The organism is Streptomyces sp. NBC_01296 (assembly GCF_035984415.1).
Lineage (GTDB): Bacteria > Actinomycetota > Actinomycetes > Streptomycetales > Streptomycetaceae > Streptomyces.
This window is the reverse complement of sequence record NZ_CP130720.1, coordinates 7,430,142-7,444,752: the sequence shown is the minus strand read 5'-3', so window position 1 is coordinate 7,444,752 and position 14,611 is coordinate 7,430,142. Positions and strand designations below refer to the sequence as shown.

Here is a 14,611-nt window from a genome sequence, read left to right as displayed (position 1 = left end):
CCCTTCAGCCGTCCGGCACGAACTGCTAAGGCTCACATGAACAGCGCGATCGCGATCATGGCGGACACCCCTCCGCAGCTGCTCCCTGCCCGCGAGCTCATGGCCTTCACCCTGGCTTCCCACATCCTGCTCGTGCCCTTCGGCGTGGCCCTGCCCGCCATCACCCTCCTGATGCACTACCGCGGGCTGCGCAAGGGCGACGCGGTCGCCCTGCTGCTCGCGCGGCGCTGGTCGGCGGTCATGGCCGTGCAGTTCGCCATCGGCATCGTCACCGGGACCGTGCTCTCCTTCGAGTTCGGCCTGCTGTGGCCGGGTCTGATGGGCAGGTGGGGCGATGTCTTCGGGCTCGGATTCGGGGTCGAGGCATGGGCGTTCTTCCTCGAGGCGATCCTGATCGCCATCTACCTCTACGGCTGGCGGAGGCTGAAGCCGTGGACGCACTTCTGGCTGGGGCTGCCCCTGCCGCTGACGGCGCTGATGGGGGCGTTCGGCATCATCGCCGCCAACTCCTGGATGAACACGCCGCGCGGCTTCTCGCTCGACGCGGACGGCAACCCCGTGGACGTCGATGTCCGCAGGGCGATCTTCACGCCGATGTTCGGCCCCGAGTACTGGCACTTCGTGGCGGGTGTGATCCTCACGGCGGGCTACGTCGTGGCCGGGGTGTACGCGGTCGGCTGGCTGCGCGGCCGGCATGACCACTACCACCGGCTCGGCTTCACCGTGCCGTTCACCGTCGCCGCGATCCTCACTCCCGTGCAGTTCATGCTCGGGGACTCCATCGCCCGCTCGGTCTTCCACAAGCAGCCGGTGAAGTTCGCCGCCACCGAGATCGTCTGGAAGACCGACACCCACGTACCCGAGTACATGTTCGGACGCCTGCATCCCGACGGGACGATCTCCGGCGGGATCAAGATCCCCCAACTGGACTCGATCCTCGCCGGCTTCAGCCCGGACACCCAGGTGACGGGCCTGTCCTCGGTCCCGGCGAGCGACCGCCCGACCGCGACCCAGGCCACGATCGCCCACTGGGCGTTCGACATCATGGTGACGATCGGAAGCCTGCTCGTCCTGCTCGCGCTCTGGTACGGCTGGTGCTGGCTGCGCCGCCGCGACCTGCCGCGCTCACCGTGGTTCTTCCGGTGCGCCGCCGTGGCCGGGGCGGCCTGCCTCGTGACGGTGGAATGCGGCTGGATCACCACCGAGGTGGGTCGCCAGCCCTGGATCGTCTACGAGAACATGCGGGTGTCCGAAGCCGTCACCGACACCCGGGCCTCGTCCCTGTGGGCGATGCTCGGCATCGTCATCGTGGTCTACACCCTGATCCTCGGCACCTTCCTGGCCGTGCTGCTCAAGATGCGCACCCGTTGGCGGGCCGCCGACGAACAACACGCCGGCGCCGACGTCGCCGGCACTCCGGAGGGCGACACCCCCTACGGGCCCCGCCGCACGACCGCCGCGGCCGCACCGGATCACGGCACGGCACACGGTGACGGAGGAGGGCAATGATCCAGGACGTCATGGCCTGGGTGCTGCTGGCCGCGGTGGCCGCCTATGCGTGCGCCGGCGGGACGGATTACGGAGCCGGGTTCTGGGATCTGTTCGCGGGCGGCGCCGAACGGGGCAAGCGGCCCCGGTGGCTGATCGACCACGCCATGGAGCCCGTCTGGGAGACGAACAACGTCTGGCTCATCTTCGTCCTGGTGATCATGTGGACGGGCTTCCCGGTCCTGTTCCAGACGATCTTCACGGCCATGTGGCTCCCTCTGGCGCTCGCGGCCGTCGGGCTCGTCCTGCGCGGTGCGGGCTTCGCCCTGCGCAAGCCCATGACCCGCCTCGCGCGCCGCAGGATCTACGGCGCCGCCTTCGCCGTGTCCTCGCTCCTGGTGCCCTTCTTCCTCGGAGCGGTGGTCGGAGGCCTGGCCACGGGCCGGGTCGCACCGGGGACGAAGGCGTCCGCCGACGCATGGGCCAACGGGACCTCCGTGCTCGCCGGACTGCTCACCGTCGCCGCGACCGCCTTCCTGGGCGCGGTGTTCCTCACCGCCGACGCCCGCCGCTTCGACGCCCCCGACCTCGTCCACTACTTCCGGCTGCGGGCCTGGTGCAGCCTCGGAGTCATCGCCGTCCTGGCCGTCGTCGGCCTCGCCGTCACCCACCACGACGCGCACTACGTCCACGAGGGCCTCACCAGCGGCATCGGCCTGGCCCTCGTCCTGGTGGCCGCCGTCAGCGCCGTGGCCACCGCCGGACTCCTGTACCGCACGGCCACGGGCTGGGCGAGGATCACGGCGGTCGGCAGCGTCGCCCTCGTCGTGGTCGCCTGGGGGCTGGCCCAGCGGCCGTACCTCATCCCGACCTCGCTGACCGTGGACCAGGCGGCCGGAGCCTCGACGACACTGCGCTGGCTGCTCCTGGTCACGGCCATCGCGATGGTGCTCGTCGGACCGCCGCTGGTCCTGCTCTACCGGCTGGACACCAGCGGCGCCCTGCAGCCCCTCGCCGAGAACGACCTCCGCAGGACGGCCGCGAACCGGGATCCCGGCACGGACCGGTGATCGTGGTGGTGCTCGGCGTGGCGGGCGCCGGGAAGAGCAGCGTCGGCAGGGCCCTGGCCGAGGGACTCGGAGTGCCGTTCCTGGAGGGCGACGGCCTTCACCCCGCCGCCAACATCGCCAAGATGGCCGCCGGCCGCTCCCTGGACGACGCGGACCGCGCCCCGTGGCTGCGTACGCTCACGGACCGGATGCGGCAGTCCTCCCGGTCGGGCGGCCGACTGGTCGTCTCCTGCTCGGCCCTCAAGCGCGCGTACCGCGACGAACTGCGCGGGGCCGCCCCGGGCGTCTGGTGCGTGTACCTGGCGGTGGACCGCGACACCGCCCGGGACCGGGTCTCCCGGCGGACGGGCCACTTCATGCCGCCGCGCCTGGTCGACTCTCAGTTCGAGATCCTGGAACCGCTGGAACCGGACGAGCCCGGCGCGACGGTCGACGCCACCGGCGACCCCGGGGCCACCCTGGCCCGGGCACGCCGCGCCGTCGCGGATTTCGTCGGCGGGCCGGCCCGCTGAGGGGTCAGCCGCCCAGGAGTACGGCCGTGTCCCCGGGGCGCGGCTGCGGACCGCCGGTCCGGGTGACGGGCAGCAGCGTGCCGTCCGCACGCACCAGGAACAGCAGATGATGTCCGGCCGGGACGGGCCCGTGGAGGCGGCGCGTGACGAGGCGGGCGCCCTGGTCGTAGCGGCGGGACAGCTCGGCTCCGGTCAGCGCGGAATCGAAGAGCACCTGGCCGCCGGTGTACGGGGCGACGACGCCCTGGGTGTCGGTCGCCGGCCCCAGGCGGTACACCGGGCCCTCCACACTGCCCTGGAGGTTCATGGAGGCCAGGGCGTTGAAGTCGCTCTCGTCGGTGAGGAGCAGGACGCCGGTGAGGCCCTCCAGCTCGGCGCCCGAGCCGGTGGCCGCGGCGAACAGCTCCCCGGGGGCGAGTTCGAGCCCGGCGGCCCTGATCCGGTCCCGCTGCGCATCGTGCCCCGCCCACATGACGACCTCCAGCCCGGCCGACCGCAGGGCCAGTCCCAGATCGACCACCCAGGGATCACCGCCCACGAGCAGCGGCCGGGAGCGCGACGGACGCACGACGCCCAACCGTTTCGCGACCGGCACGGCGGTGAGCCCGTAGAGCGTCACGGTCACCACGATCACCACGAACGTGGCGGGGAGGATCTTCGAGGCGCCGCCCACGCCCTCGTCGGCCAGCGTGGCCGAGAACGTCGAGGCGGTGGCCGCGGCGACGATGCCGCGCGGCGCCATCCATCCCAGGAAGCCCCGCTCCCCGCGCGTCAGATCCGTACGCAGCGACGCGACGGCCGCCACGAGCGGCCGGGTCACCAGGACGAGGACCGCGACGAGAGCGAGCGCCGGCAGCACCACGTGGCGCAGCGACTGGGGGCTGACGGTGGCCGAGATGGAGATGAACAGGAGGCCGATGACCAGGTGCACCAGGGTCTCGAAGAAGGGATTGCGGGCGCCAGTGTCGGAGCCGGGCAGGTTCGCCACCGCCAGGCCCATCAGAACGGCGGCGATCAGGCCCGTGTCGTCCCGGATCACGTTGCAGGCCGCCGCCACCCCGATCACCGCGGCCAGCTGGACCGTGGTGCCCAGCACCGCCCCCGGCCGCAGCCTGCGCAGCAGCATGAGCACCACAGTCCCCACGATGCCGCCGGCCAGGCCCACCGCGGTACTGGTGGTGAACTCCAGTACCTTGCTGCCGAGGCCGCTGCTGTTCCCGGCCACCACGCCGTGGAAGACGAGGGCCCCCAGGATGGCTCCCACAGGGTCGATGAGCGTGCCCTCCCAGATGAGGATGTGCTGCAGCCGTTCCGTGGGACGTACGAAGTTGAGCAGCGGTCCGACGACGGTCGGGCCGGACACGATCAGGATGGCCCCGAGCATCACGGACGCACCGCCCGACATCCCCAGCAGAACGTCGGCGAGCAGCGCCGCCGACCCTGCGGTGAGCAGCCCGCCGAACCAGATCAGCCGCACGACGACCCGGCGGGTGTGCGCCCTGAACCGTTTCAGGTCCAGGCCGAGCCCGGCGTCGTAGAGGATCACGGCGACGGCCAGCGAGACCAGCGGGGAGAAGGCGGCTCCGAGCAGTTTCTCGGGGTTCACGTCATCGGTCAGCGCGCCGGCGGTGAACCCGGCCGGCAGCAGGACGATCAGCGCGGGGATGCGCAGCCGGCTCGCCAGCAGCTGGGAGCCCACGGCCAGGACGACGATCAGTCCGAGGCCCGTGAACACCTGGTCTTGCGACAGGGCGGCGGCTGCGTTCACGGTCCGGTCCGCCGGCTGCGGCGCGCACTGACTCGCCGCCACATCGCGCGCTGGACCTTGAGCGTCCCGGTTCCGACCAGGATCAGCACGACGATGTTGAGCAGCAGTTGGAACAGGGATCCCAAGGCCTCGTCCCAGCTGGCGAACGCGCACGAGACCCCGATGTCGGCTGCCGCCGGAATGGTGGTCACCGAGATGAAGACGCCGAGCAGTGCGCTGGTGCGGGCTTCGGTCAGCGAGACGATGCCGACGATCCCGGCGAGCACGGCCACCACGGCGGAGAAGAAATTGGGTGTGTTGATCAGGTTCGACACCGGCCTGATCCCGAGCTCGAAGGCGTGCGACTGGAGGCCGAAGCCGCGGACGAGCAGGCCGAACAGGAAGGTGACGGCCACGACCAGCGCAAAGCCCACGAGCAGCGCCGCAAGGCCTTCCCGGACGGGCGAGCGGGAACGGTGGTCGATGCCCAGGGCGACGCTGGTGACGGCTCCGTACTCCGGACCGACCACCATGGCCGCGACGATGAGGATCTGCGAGTTGGTGATGATGCCGACCGCACCGATGACACCGGCGATGACCATGAAGAGGTAGAAGCTCGGGGGGTAGCGCCCCTCGGCCCGGATCCGGGCCTCGACCTGCTCCCATACCGGCACGCGCAGCCGGGACCCGAGCACCTCGGCCCCGGCTCTGGCCGCGTGATCGGAGAAGGCCGTGTCGATCGGGTCGAGAACGATGGACCCCCGGCGTTCGAGTCCGAGGTCGCGCAGCCCGCGCAGCACCTCGTTGGCGACTCCGGTGAGGACATCGCACACGATGGCGTCGCCGTCGGGGTTCCGTACGCTGTCGGGCTGCAGGGAGAGGTTGAGCACGCACGGCTGGGCGCTCAGCAGGGTCATCACACGACCCGTGAGGTCCGGCGGGCTCACGGCCCGGACGTGCAGCATGTCCAACCGAATCTCCGCGTGTGAGAGGGAGGCGCACGGGTGCGTCGGGCCCGGACAGGCCGCCCGTCCATTAACGCGGCGGCCCGGGAGCTCGGCAAATCGGATGCGGCCGGGCCACCGCTCGGCGCGCGCCGGCGGCGGGTGTGCCGGATGGTGAGGACATGGGTACGCCCGACGGGATGAGCGGGGCCGACTTCCGGTCGCTCTATCGTGAACTGAGCCGTACGGCACCCGGTGGTGCCGCACCCCTGGGAGCTCTGGGCACCCTCACCCCCGCACAGACGCTGGCAGCCGTCCACGAAGTCCGCTCCGGCCGCACGGTCTCGCTCGCCGCGCCCGTGAACACCAGCAAGGGACCGGACAACGCCGAACCGGCGGAGCACCGGCTCACCGCCCCCGTCGCCGGCGCCCCGGACCCCGGCGGCCTGCAGTTCGCCCGGGACCGCATCGCCATGAACATCCACGGCGACGTCGACAGCCACATCGACGCCCTCTGCCACGTCATCTACGAGGGCACGCTGCACGGCGGCGTTCCTGCCGCGGACGTACTCTCCCCGGACGGAGCCGGGGCCCTGTCCATCGACCTGGCCCGCGACGGCATCGTGGGCCGGGGAGTACTCCTGGACATCCCCCGCCTGCACGGCACCCGCTGGCTCGAACCGGGATCGCACGTGACCGCCGAGGACCTTGCCGCCGCCGAAGCGCGGCAGGGGCTGCGGGTCGGCAGGGGCGACATCCTCCTCGTACGCGTCGGGCACCGGCGGCGGCGCCAGGAGCTCGGCGCCTGGGACTCGGCCGGCGCGCGGGCCGGACTCCACCCGACCGCCCTGCGCTTCCTGGCCGACCGCCAGGTGGCCGTACTCGGCAGTGACGGCAACAACGACACGGCTCCCAGTGCCGCGCAGAGCGTCGCGTTCCCCGTGCACGTACTCGCCATCCATGCCATGGGGCTGCACCTGCTCGACTACCTGCAGTTCGAGGAGCTGGCCCCCCTCTGCGAACGCGAGGGCCGCTGGTCGTTCCTCTGCGTGATCGCACCACTACGACTGCCCGCGGCGACCGGTTCTCCCGTCAATCCCCTCGCGATCCTGTGACCGGCCGGGCATCTTGGCGTCGCCGCCCGCCCGACTCGCTGGGCATCCCCTCCGGAGCTACGTTGTAGTTGCGATACGGACCCCAACTCACCCGACAGGAGCAGATCGTGCTCCGCGGAGGTGGCCCGCATGACCGAGGCCCGGGAGTACGACGTCATCATCATCGGCACAGGCGCCGGCGGCGGCACGCTCGCCCACCGCCTGGCGCCCACCGGCAAGCGGATCCTGCTTCTGGAGCGCGGCGACTACCTGCCGCGCGAACGGGACAACTGGGACTCGACGGCGGTCTTCGTCAAAGGGAAGTACCGCGCACCGGAGTTCTGGTACGACAAGCACGGAGACCGGTTCCCGCCCGAGGTGAACTACTACGTCGGCGGGAACACCAAGTTCTACGGCGCCGCGCTCTTCCGCATGCGCCCCGAGGACTTCGGCGAAATCCGCCACCACGACGGCGTCTCTCCCGCCTGGCCGCTGAACTACGGCGACCTGGAGCCGTACTACACGCAGGCCGAGCACCTCTACCTCGTCCACGGGCGGCACGGCGAGGACCTCACCGAGGGGCCGGCCGGCGCCCAGTACGCGTACGCGCCCGTGCAACACGAGCCGCGCATCCAGCAGTTGAGCGACGACCTGGAGAAGCAGGGCCTGCACCCCTTCCACCTCCCGATCGGGGTGAACCTCCTCCAGGACGACCAGGGGCGGGCAGTGCACGGGAGCGCCTGCATCCGCTGCGACCGCGTCGACGGCTTCCCCTGCCTGGTCGGCGCGAAGTCGGACGCCCAGGTCATCTGCGTGGACCCGGCCCTGGAACACGCCAACGTCGAGCTGATCACGCATGCCGACGTACGCCGGCTCGAGACGGACGCCACCGGGCGCAGCGTCACCTCGGTCGTCGCGGAACTGGGCGACGGCTCGACCGTTCGGTTCGCCGCCCACATCGTGGTGGTGGCCTGCGGGGCCGTCAACTCCGCGGTCCTGCTGCTGCGTTCGGCCGACGACAGGCACCCCCAGGGCCTGGCCAACAGCTCGGACGTGGTCGGCCGGCACTACATGCGGCACAACAACCTGGCGCTGATGGCGGTGTCCAAGGAGCCGAACGACACCAAGTTCCAGAAGACACTGGCCCTGCACGACTGGTACCTGGGCAGCGACGACTGGGACTACCCTCTCGGCGGCATCCAGATGCTCGGCAAGTCCGACGCCGACCAGATCCACGGCGAGGCACCCCGCTGGGCCGGTGCCGTCACCCCGGACATGCCCTTCGAGGTGCTCGCCCACCACGCGGTCGACTTCTGGCTGTGCGGCGAGGACCTGCCGGCCCCCGGCAACCGCGTCACCCTCGATGCGGACGGCGGGATCCACCTCGCCCTCGACGAGAAGAACAACATCGCCGGGCTGAAGCGGCTGCGGCACAAACTGCAGGGCATGCTCGGCCATCTGGGCATGCACGAGCACCATCTGCTGCCGCACAGCATCTACCTGCACAAGGGCATGCCCATCGGGGCCACGGCGCATCAGGCCGGCACCGTCCGCTTCGGCCGCGACCCGCAGAGCTCCGCCCTCGACGTCAACTGCAAGGCCCACGACCTCGACAACCTCTACGTGGTCGACACGAGCTTCTTCCCGAGCATCGGCGCGGTCAATCCCTCGCTGACGGCCATCGCCAACGCCTTGCGCGTCGGAGACCACCTCGCGGAGCGACTGCAGTGACCGGGCACCGATCCGCCGGGCCGACCTGAGGAGGAGAACCATGGACCGCTATCCGCCCATCGCCGACCACGGGCTCGTCGGGGACCTGCAGACCACCGCTCTGATCTCGTCCCAGGGAGTGGTCGACTGGTTCGCGGCGCCGCGGTTCGACTCCCCCAGCATCTTCGCCGCGCTGCTCGACCACGACGGGGGCGGATACTTCCTGCTCGCGCCCGAACAGACCGAAGGGACGTGGAAGCAGCTCTACTATCCGGACACCGCGGTCGTGGTGACCCGCTTCATGTCCCCCGACGGGGTCGGCGAGACCGTCGACTACATGCCCGTCCACCGGGGCCTCACGGCGTCCGACCGGCACACCCTGGTGCGTGTGATCCGCGCGGTGCGCGGCACGGTGCGCTTCTCCCTCGAATGCCGCCCCCGCTTCGACTACGCGCGGGCACCCCACCGGCTCGAGCTGACAGAGGGCCGGGCGACCTTCCGGGCGCCCGGGGCGACCGCGTTCCTGCAGGCCACGTTTCCGCTCGAACGGGACGGCGAGGACGTCCGGGCCTCGATCACGCTCAGCGCGGGTGAGGCGGAGGCAGCGGTGTTCACCACCGGCGGGGAGGGCAGCGCGGCGCCGCCGCCGCCGGAGCGCGACAGGATCACCGAGGAGCTGTGGGAACAGGTCGACTACTGGCAGAAGTGGGTGCGCACGTCGCGCTACCACGGCCGCTGGGCGGAGATGGTGTACCGCTCGGCCATCACGCTCAAGCTGCTCACGTACGCCCCCTCCGGCGCGCCGGTCGCCGCCGCCACCATGGGTCTTCCCGAGCAGGTCGGCGGCGAGCGCAACTGGGACTACCGCTACACCTGGGTGCGGGACGGATCCCTGTCGGTACGGGCCCTGCTCGACCTCGGCTTCGTGGAGGAGGCGGCCCGCTTCACCCACTGGCTCGGCGACCGCCTGCGCGCCCACGAGGGTCCGGACGGGGAGCCCCTGCAGATCATGTACCGGGTCGACGGTGACCCTCACCTGACCGAGGAGATCCTCGAGCACTTCGAGGGCTACCGGGGTTCGTACCCCGTGCGGGCCGGGAACGCGGCGATGGACCAGTTGCAGCTCGACATCTACGGCGAGGCGCTGTACGCCCTGTCCGAGGGCCACGCGGTCGCCGTACAGGGCGACTACCACGGCTGGAAGGCCCTCGCCCGGACCCTGGACTGGCTCGCCGACTCCTGGGACCGGCCCGACGAGGGCATCTGGGAGACCCGCGGCGGCCGGCAGGACTTCACCTACAGCCGCGTGATGTGCTGGGCCGCATTCGACCGCGGCCTGAAAGTCGCCGCCGAGTTCAGCCGGCCGGCCGACACCGCCCTGTGGACCAAGGCGCGCGACGACATCCTCGAACAGGTCATGGAACGCGGCTGGAGCGACAAGGAGCACTCCTTGGTCCAGCACTACGGCAGCCACGTCCTGGACGCCTCGCTGCTGCTGATTCCCCGGGTCGGATTCCTCGCGCCGAGGAGCGCGAGCTGGCTGTCCACTCTCGATGCGATGGACCGCGTCCTGGTGTCCGACAGCCTCGTCTACCGCTACGACCCCTCAGCCTCTCCCGACGGACTGCGCGGCTCGGAGGGAACGTTCAGCCTCTGCACGTTCCTCTACGTGGACGCCCTCGCCCGTGCCGGGCGGCTGCCGCAGGCTCGCTACACCTTCGAGAAGATGCACACGTACGCCAACCACATCGGTCTGTTCGCCGAGGAGATCGGCCCCAGCGGCGAGCAACTCGGCAACTTTCCGCAGGCCTTCACCCACCTGTCACTCATCATGGCCGCGACCACGCTGAACGAGGCGCTCGACGCCCTCCGGCTCTGAACCCGCAGACGTCCCCGCCGGACACGGCGGCCTGGTCCCGGGCAGCGGGCTGCTCTACCGTCGCCATCGGGCCCACCGCCCGCAGGCTCACCCCGTCGGCCCGATCAGGAGACACACATGCGGATGCTGATCAACAGTCCCGAGACCGTCGTCGCCGATGCACTGCGCGGGATGGCGGCCGCGCATCCCGAGCTGGACGTCGACGTCGAGCGGCGGGTCGTCGTACGTCGGAACGCGCGAGGCGGGGGCAGGGTCGGCGTGGTGTCCGGGGGCGGGTCCGGGCACGAGCCGCTGCACGCCGGGTTCGTGGGGTACGGGATGCTGTCGGCGGCGTGCCCGGGCGAGGTGTTCACCTCCCCGGTGCCCGATCAGATGCTGCGGGCGGCCGCGGCCGTGGACTCCGGGCAGGGGGTGCTGTTCGTCGTCAAGAACTACACCGGTGACGTGCTGAACTTCGAGATGGCCGCCGAACTCGCCGAGGAGGACGGCCTGCGGGTCGAGCGGGTCCTCGTGAACGACGACGTGGCCGTCACCGACAGCCTGTACACGGCGGGGCGGCGCGGCACCGGGGCGACGCTGTTCGTCGAGAAGATCGCCGGTGCCGCCGCCGAGGAGGGCGCCCCGCTGGAGCGGGTCGCCGAGCTCGCCCGCCGGGTGAACGCGTCCTCGCGCAGTTTCGGGGTGGCGCTCAGCGCGTGCACGACCCCGGCGAAGGGCAGTCCGACGTTCGACCTGCCCGACGGGGAGCTGGAGTTGGGCATCGGCATCCACGGCGAGCCGGGCCGCGAGCGGCGGGCCATGATGCCGGCGCGGGAGATCGCGGAGATCGCGGTGGGCGCCGTACTGGAGGAACTGGCGGAGGTGGGCCCGGCGGGCGGGCCGGTGCTGGCGCTGGTCAACGGCATGGGGGCGACGCCGCTGCTGGAGCTGTACGGATTCCACGCGGAAGTGGCCCGGGTGCTGGCGGAGCGCGGGGTGACGGTGGCACGGACACTGGTCGGAAACTACGTCACCTCCCTGGACATGGCGGGGTGTTCGGTGACGCTGTGCCGCGTGGACGAGGAGCTGCTGCGGCTGTGGGACGCGCCGGTGCGGACGGCGGCGCTGCGGTGGGGCCGCTGAGAAGGTGAGCGGACGAGTGCGGACGACCTGAGGAGACGGAAAATGCGTGACGCAGAGTTCTTCCGGCGCTGGATGACGGCCGCCGGGGCCGCGGTGGAGCGCGAGGCGGACCGGCTGACCGAGCTCGACTCCCCCATCGGGGACGCCGACCACGGGAGCAATCTGCTGCGCGGTTTCACCGCGGTACGGGCGGCCCTGGAGGCGGGCCCCGCCGCGACGCCCGGGGCGGTGCTGCAACTGGCGGGGCGGACGCTGATCTCGACGGTCGGCGGCGCCTCGGGCCCGCTGTACGGGACGCTGCTGCGGCGCACGGGCAAGGACCTCGGGGAAGCCGCCGAGGTCTCCGACGAGGAGGTGCGCAAGGCCCTGTACGCGGGGGTGGGCGCGGTGGCTCAGCTCGGCGGGGCGGCGCCGGGCGACAAGACGATGCTGGACGCGCTGGTGCCGGGGGTGGCGGCGCTGAGCGCCTCGTACCGGGTGGCGGCGGACGCTGCGGAGGGCGGCGCACGGGCGACGGTGCCGATGCTGGCCCGCAAGGGGCGGGCCAGTTACCTGGGCGAGCGGAGCATCGGGCACCAGGACCCGGGGGCGACCTCGTCGGCCCTGCTGCTGGCGGCTCTCGCGGACACGGCGGATGCGGCCGATGCGGCGGACCCGGCGGGCTCCGCATGAGCGCGCCGGCGGTGGTCGGGATCGTGCTGGTGTCGCACAGCGCGGTGGTCGCGGAGTCCGTGGCGGACCTGGCACGGGGCCTGGCGGCGGGCGGGCCCGTCGTCCCGGTCGCGGCGGCGGGCGGCACCGCGGACGGCGGCCTGGGCACGAGCGCGGAACGCGTCCTGGCGGCCGCGCGCGAGGTGGACCGGGGAGCGGGGGTCGCGCTGCTGGCGGACCTGGGCAGCTCGGTGCTGACGGTGAAGGCGCTGCTGGTGGAGGACGAACTGCCGCCGGGGGCCCGGCTGCTGGACGCGCCGTTCCTGGAGGGCGCCGTGGCGGCGGTGGTCGCCGCCTCCGCGGGCGCCCCCCTGGACGCCGTGGCCGCGGCCGCGGAGGAGGCCTACACCTACCGCAAGGCCTGACCGGCGGACGGGCCCGTCAGCGGCGGCGGAGGGATTCGATTTCGCGGCGGTCGCGCTTCGTCGGGCGGCCCGTGCCGCGGTCGCGGACGCCGACCACCTCGGCCTCGATGCGCGTCGGCGCCGGCGGGCTGTTGTCGACGAAGCATTCCGCGGCCACAGGCGCACCGACCCGCTTCGTCACCGGCCGCTTGACGACGACGATGCGCTCGCGCCCCGCGTGGAACAGCCGTACCTCGTCCCCCGCCCGCACCGCCTGTGCCGGCTTCGCGCGCTCCCCGTTGACCTTCACATGGCCCGCCCTGCAGGCGGTCGCCGCGACCGAGCGGGTCTTCGTCAGGCGGACCGCCCAGATCCAGGCGTCCACCCGCGCCGTTCCCGTTTCCGCGCCCGTTCCCGTTGCTTCATCAGCCATGCCAAGACTTTAGCGAGCGGGCCCGGCCGAAACGGAATGGATTTTGGCAGATTTGCCAAGAGGCATGGCATCTGCCATGTACATCATCCCAATGGAATTGCAAATGCGGGACGCGTGCCCCTACCTTGTCGCTCATGCAGTCCTACACCATCGGACAGGCGGCGCGCCTGCTGGGCGTCAGCCCGGACACCGCCCGCCGCTGGGCCGACGCCGGACGGGTCGCGACCCACCGCGACGACGCCGGCCGGCGACTGATCGACGGCCGCGACCTGGCCGCCTTCTCCGTAGAGGTGGGACAGGGCGCCCACACCGAGGACGACGAGCCGTACACCTCGGCCCGCAACGCCTTCCCCGGCATCGTCACCGCCGTGAAGCTCGGAGACGTGGCCGCCCAGGTCGAGATCCAGGCAGGTCCCCACCGCCTGGTCTCCCTCCTCACCCGTGAGGCCGTCGAGGAGCTCGGACTGGAGGTCGGCATGCAGGCCACCGCCCGCGTGAAGTCCACCAGTGTGCACATCGACCGCACCTGACCGTCCAGCACCAGCACGCGTCCCCACCCGCTCCGCCCGTCACCGGCGCGGGTCACCACCGCGCGGTCCCGGCACCCGGCCGGCCGCCGACCCGACCGAGGAGCACCAGCTCATGTCCCCGATCCTGAACCGCCGCAGTGCCGTTGCCGCCGCCCTGACCGCCGCCCTCCTCGTACCCGCGCTGTCCGCCTGCGGCAGCAGCGACAAGACGGACGCCGCCGACACCGGGGCCTCCGCCTCGGCCTCGGCCTCCGCCGAGCCCAAGGCCGCGAACCTCACCGTCCTCGCCGCCTCCTCCCTCACCGACGTCTTCAAGACCGCGGGTGCCGCGTACGAGAAAGCACACCCGGGCACGAAGATCACCTTCTCCTTCGCCGGCTCCCAGGAGCTCGCCGCCCAGGTGAAGCAGGGAGCCCCGGCCGACGCGCTGGTCACCGCCGACACCAAGACGATGGACGGCCTCAAGGCCGAGACCAACGACGCGTCGATCATCGCCAAGAACCGCCTGGTCATCGCGGCCGGCAAGGGCAACCCGTTCAAGGTCGACGAGCTGAAGGACCTGGCCGACAGCAAGATCAAGGTCGTGCTCGCCGCGCCCGAGGTGCCGGTCGGCCGCTACAGCAAGCAGATCCTCGACGCCCAGAAGATCGAGGTGAAGCCGGTCTCCCAGGAGCCCAACGTGCGCGCCGTGCTGAGCAAGGTCGAGCTCGGCGAGGCCGACGCCGGCCTCGTCTACAAGACCGACACCCTCAAGTCCGGTGACAAGGTCGCCGTCGTGGACATCCCGGACGCCGAGAACGCCGTGGCCTCCTACCCGGCCGCCACCCTCAAGGCGTCCAAGAACGCCGACGCCGCCGCCGCGTTCGTGGCCTGGCTGAGCACCCCCGAGGCGCAGAAGATCCTCCAGGACGCGGGCTTCCAGAAGGCGTAACCCGCACCGCAGCAACAGGAGCAGCCGCAGCCGCAGCCGCAAATGATCGAAAGGGACTGCCTGGTCCGGGGGGACAGGCAGTCCCTTTCGGCGTGT

General features: G+C 71.6%; 14 protein-coding genes. 11 read left to right on the top strand and 3 right to left on the bottom strand.

What is annotated here, in order from left to right; genetic code table 11:
• The first annotated feature begins 36 nt into the window (after positions 1-36).
• Genes OG299_RS33930 through OG299_RS33920 form a run of 3 tightly spaced genes read left to right on the top strand, consistent with a single transcriptional unit; the run spans position 37 to position 3,070 of the window.
• Positions 37-1,509: a cytochrome ubiquinol oxidase subunit I gene (locus tag OG299_RS33930; RefSeq protein ID WP_266631856.1), complete on the top strand. Its 1,473-nt coding sequence runs from the start codon at positions 37-39 to the stop codon at positions 1,507-1,509.
• Positions 1,506-2,558, top strand: a complete 1,053-nt coding sequence (locus tag OG299_RS33925; protein WP_266631855.1) for a cytochrome d ubiquinol oxidase subunit II — start codon at positions 1,506-1,508, stop codon at positions 2,556-2,558. The genes OG299_RS33930 and OG299_RS33925 overlap by 4 nt, the downstream gene beginning before the upstream one ends.
• Positions 2,555-3,070: a gluconokinase gene (locus OG299_RS33920; RefSeq protein WP_266631854.1), complete on the top strand. Its 516-nt coding sequence runs from the start codon at positions 2,555-2,557 to the stop codon at positions 3,068-3,070. Before OG299_RS33925 ends, OG299_RS33920 begins: the two co-directional genes overlap by 4 nt.
• 4 nt (positions 3,071-3,074) lie before the next feature.
• On the opposite strand, the gene OG299_RS33915 is transcribed toward OG299_RS33920, so the two are convergent.
• Together OG299_RS33915 and OG299_RS33910 are read right to left on the bottom strand one after the other, a co-directional pair.
• Entirely contained in the window at positions 3,075-4,820 is a 1,746-nt protein-coding gene (locus OG299_RS33915; RefSeq protein WP_327364646.1) for a cation:proton antiporter, read from the bottom strand.
• A gap of 14 nt (positions 4,821-4,834) precedes the next feature.
• The gene (locus tag OG299_RS33910; RefSeq protein ID WP_327363539.1) at positions 4,835-5,788 is read right to left on the bottom strand and encodes a DUF389 domain-containing protein; all 954 of its coding nucleotides are present in this window, start codon (positions 5,786-5,788) and stop codon (positions 4,835-4,837) included.
• A 155-nt stretch (positions 5,789-5,943) separates the two neighbouring features.
• Here OG299_RS33910 and OG299_RS33905 point away from each other — a divergent pair, with 155 nt between their 5' ends.
• The 6 genes from OG299_RS33905 to OG299_RS33880 all read left to right on the top strand — a co-directional run bounded on the left by OG299_RS33905 (position 5,944) and on the right by OG299_RS33880 (position 12,642).
• Entirely contained in the window at positions 5,944-6,876 is a 933-nt protein-coding gene (locus tag OG299_RS33905) for a cyclase family protein (protein WP_327363538.1), read from the top strand.
• 129 nt (positions 6,877-7,005) lie between these two features.
• Complete coding sequence (locus tag OG299_RS33900) at positions 7,006-8,586, top strand: GMC oxidoreductase (RefSeq protein ID WP_327363537.1); 1,581 nt, start codon at positions 7,006-7,008, stop codon at positions 8,584-8,586.
• A gap of 40 nt (positions 8,587-8,626) precedes the next feature.
• The gene (locus OG299_RS33895; RefSeq protein ID WP_327363536.1) at positions 8,627-10,444 is read left to right on the top strand and encodes a glycoside hydrolase family 15 protein; all 1,818 of its coding nucleotides are present in this window, start codon (positions 8,627-8,629) and stop codon (positions 10,442-10,444) included.
• Between the two features lie 117 nt (positions 10,445-10,561).
• Positions 10,562-11,566, top strand: a complete 1,005-nt coding sequence (gene dhaK / locus OG299_RS33890; protein ID WP_327363535.1) for a dihydroxyacetone kinase subunit DhaK — start codon at positions 10,562-10,564, stop codon at positions 11,564-11,566.
• A gap of 42 nt (positions 11,567-11,608) precedes the next feature.
• Complete coding sequence (gene dhaL / locus OG299_RS33885; protein WP_327363534.1) at positions 11,609-12,238, top strand: dihydroxyacetone kinase subunit DhaL; 630 nt, start codon at positions 11,609-11,611, stop codon at positions 12,236-12,238.
• Positions 12,235-12,642 (top strand): PTS-dependent dihydroxyacetone kinase phosphotransferase subunit DhaM, encoded by a 408-nt coding sequence (locus OG299_RS33880; protein WP_266631847.1) that lies wholly within the window; start codon positions 12,235-12,237, stop codon positions 12,640-12,642. The genes dhaL and OG299_RS33880 overlap by 4 nt, the downstream gene beginning before the upstream one ends.
• 16 nt (positions 12,643-12,658) lie before the next feature.
• On the opposite strand, the gene OG299_RS33875 is transcribed toward OG299_RS33880, so the two are convergent.
• Positions 12,659-13,054 carry an RNA-binding S4 domain-containing protein gene (locus OG299_RS33875; protein ID WP_327363533.1) on the bottom strand — a complete coding sequence of 132 codons (396 nt, stop codon included), beginning with the start codon at positions 13,052-13,054 and terminating at the stop codon, positions 12,659-12,661.
• A gap of 134 nt (positions 13,055-13,188) precedes the next feature.
• Here OG299_RS33875 and OG299_RS33870 point away from each other — a divergent pair, with 134 nt between their 5' ends.
• Both OG299_RS33870 and modA read left to right on the top strand, forming a co-directional pair.
• Positions 13,189-13,584 carry a TOBE domain-containing protein gene (locus tag OG299_RS33870; RefSeq protein WP_266631845.1) on the top strand — a complete coding sequence of 132 codons (396 nt, stop codon included), beginning with the start codon at positions 13,189-13,191 and terminating at the stop codon, positions 13,582-13,584.
• Between the two features lie 112 nt (positions 13,585-13,696).
• Positions 13,697-14,515 carry a molybdate ABC transporter substrate-binding protein gene (gene modA / locus OG299_RS33865; protein WP_327363532.1) on the top strand — a complete coding sequence of 273 codons (819 nt, stop codon included), beginning with the start codon at positions 13,697-13,699 and terminating at the stop codon, positions 14,513-14,515.
• Positions 14,516-14,611 lie beyond the last annotated feature (96 nt).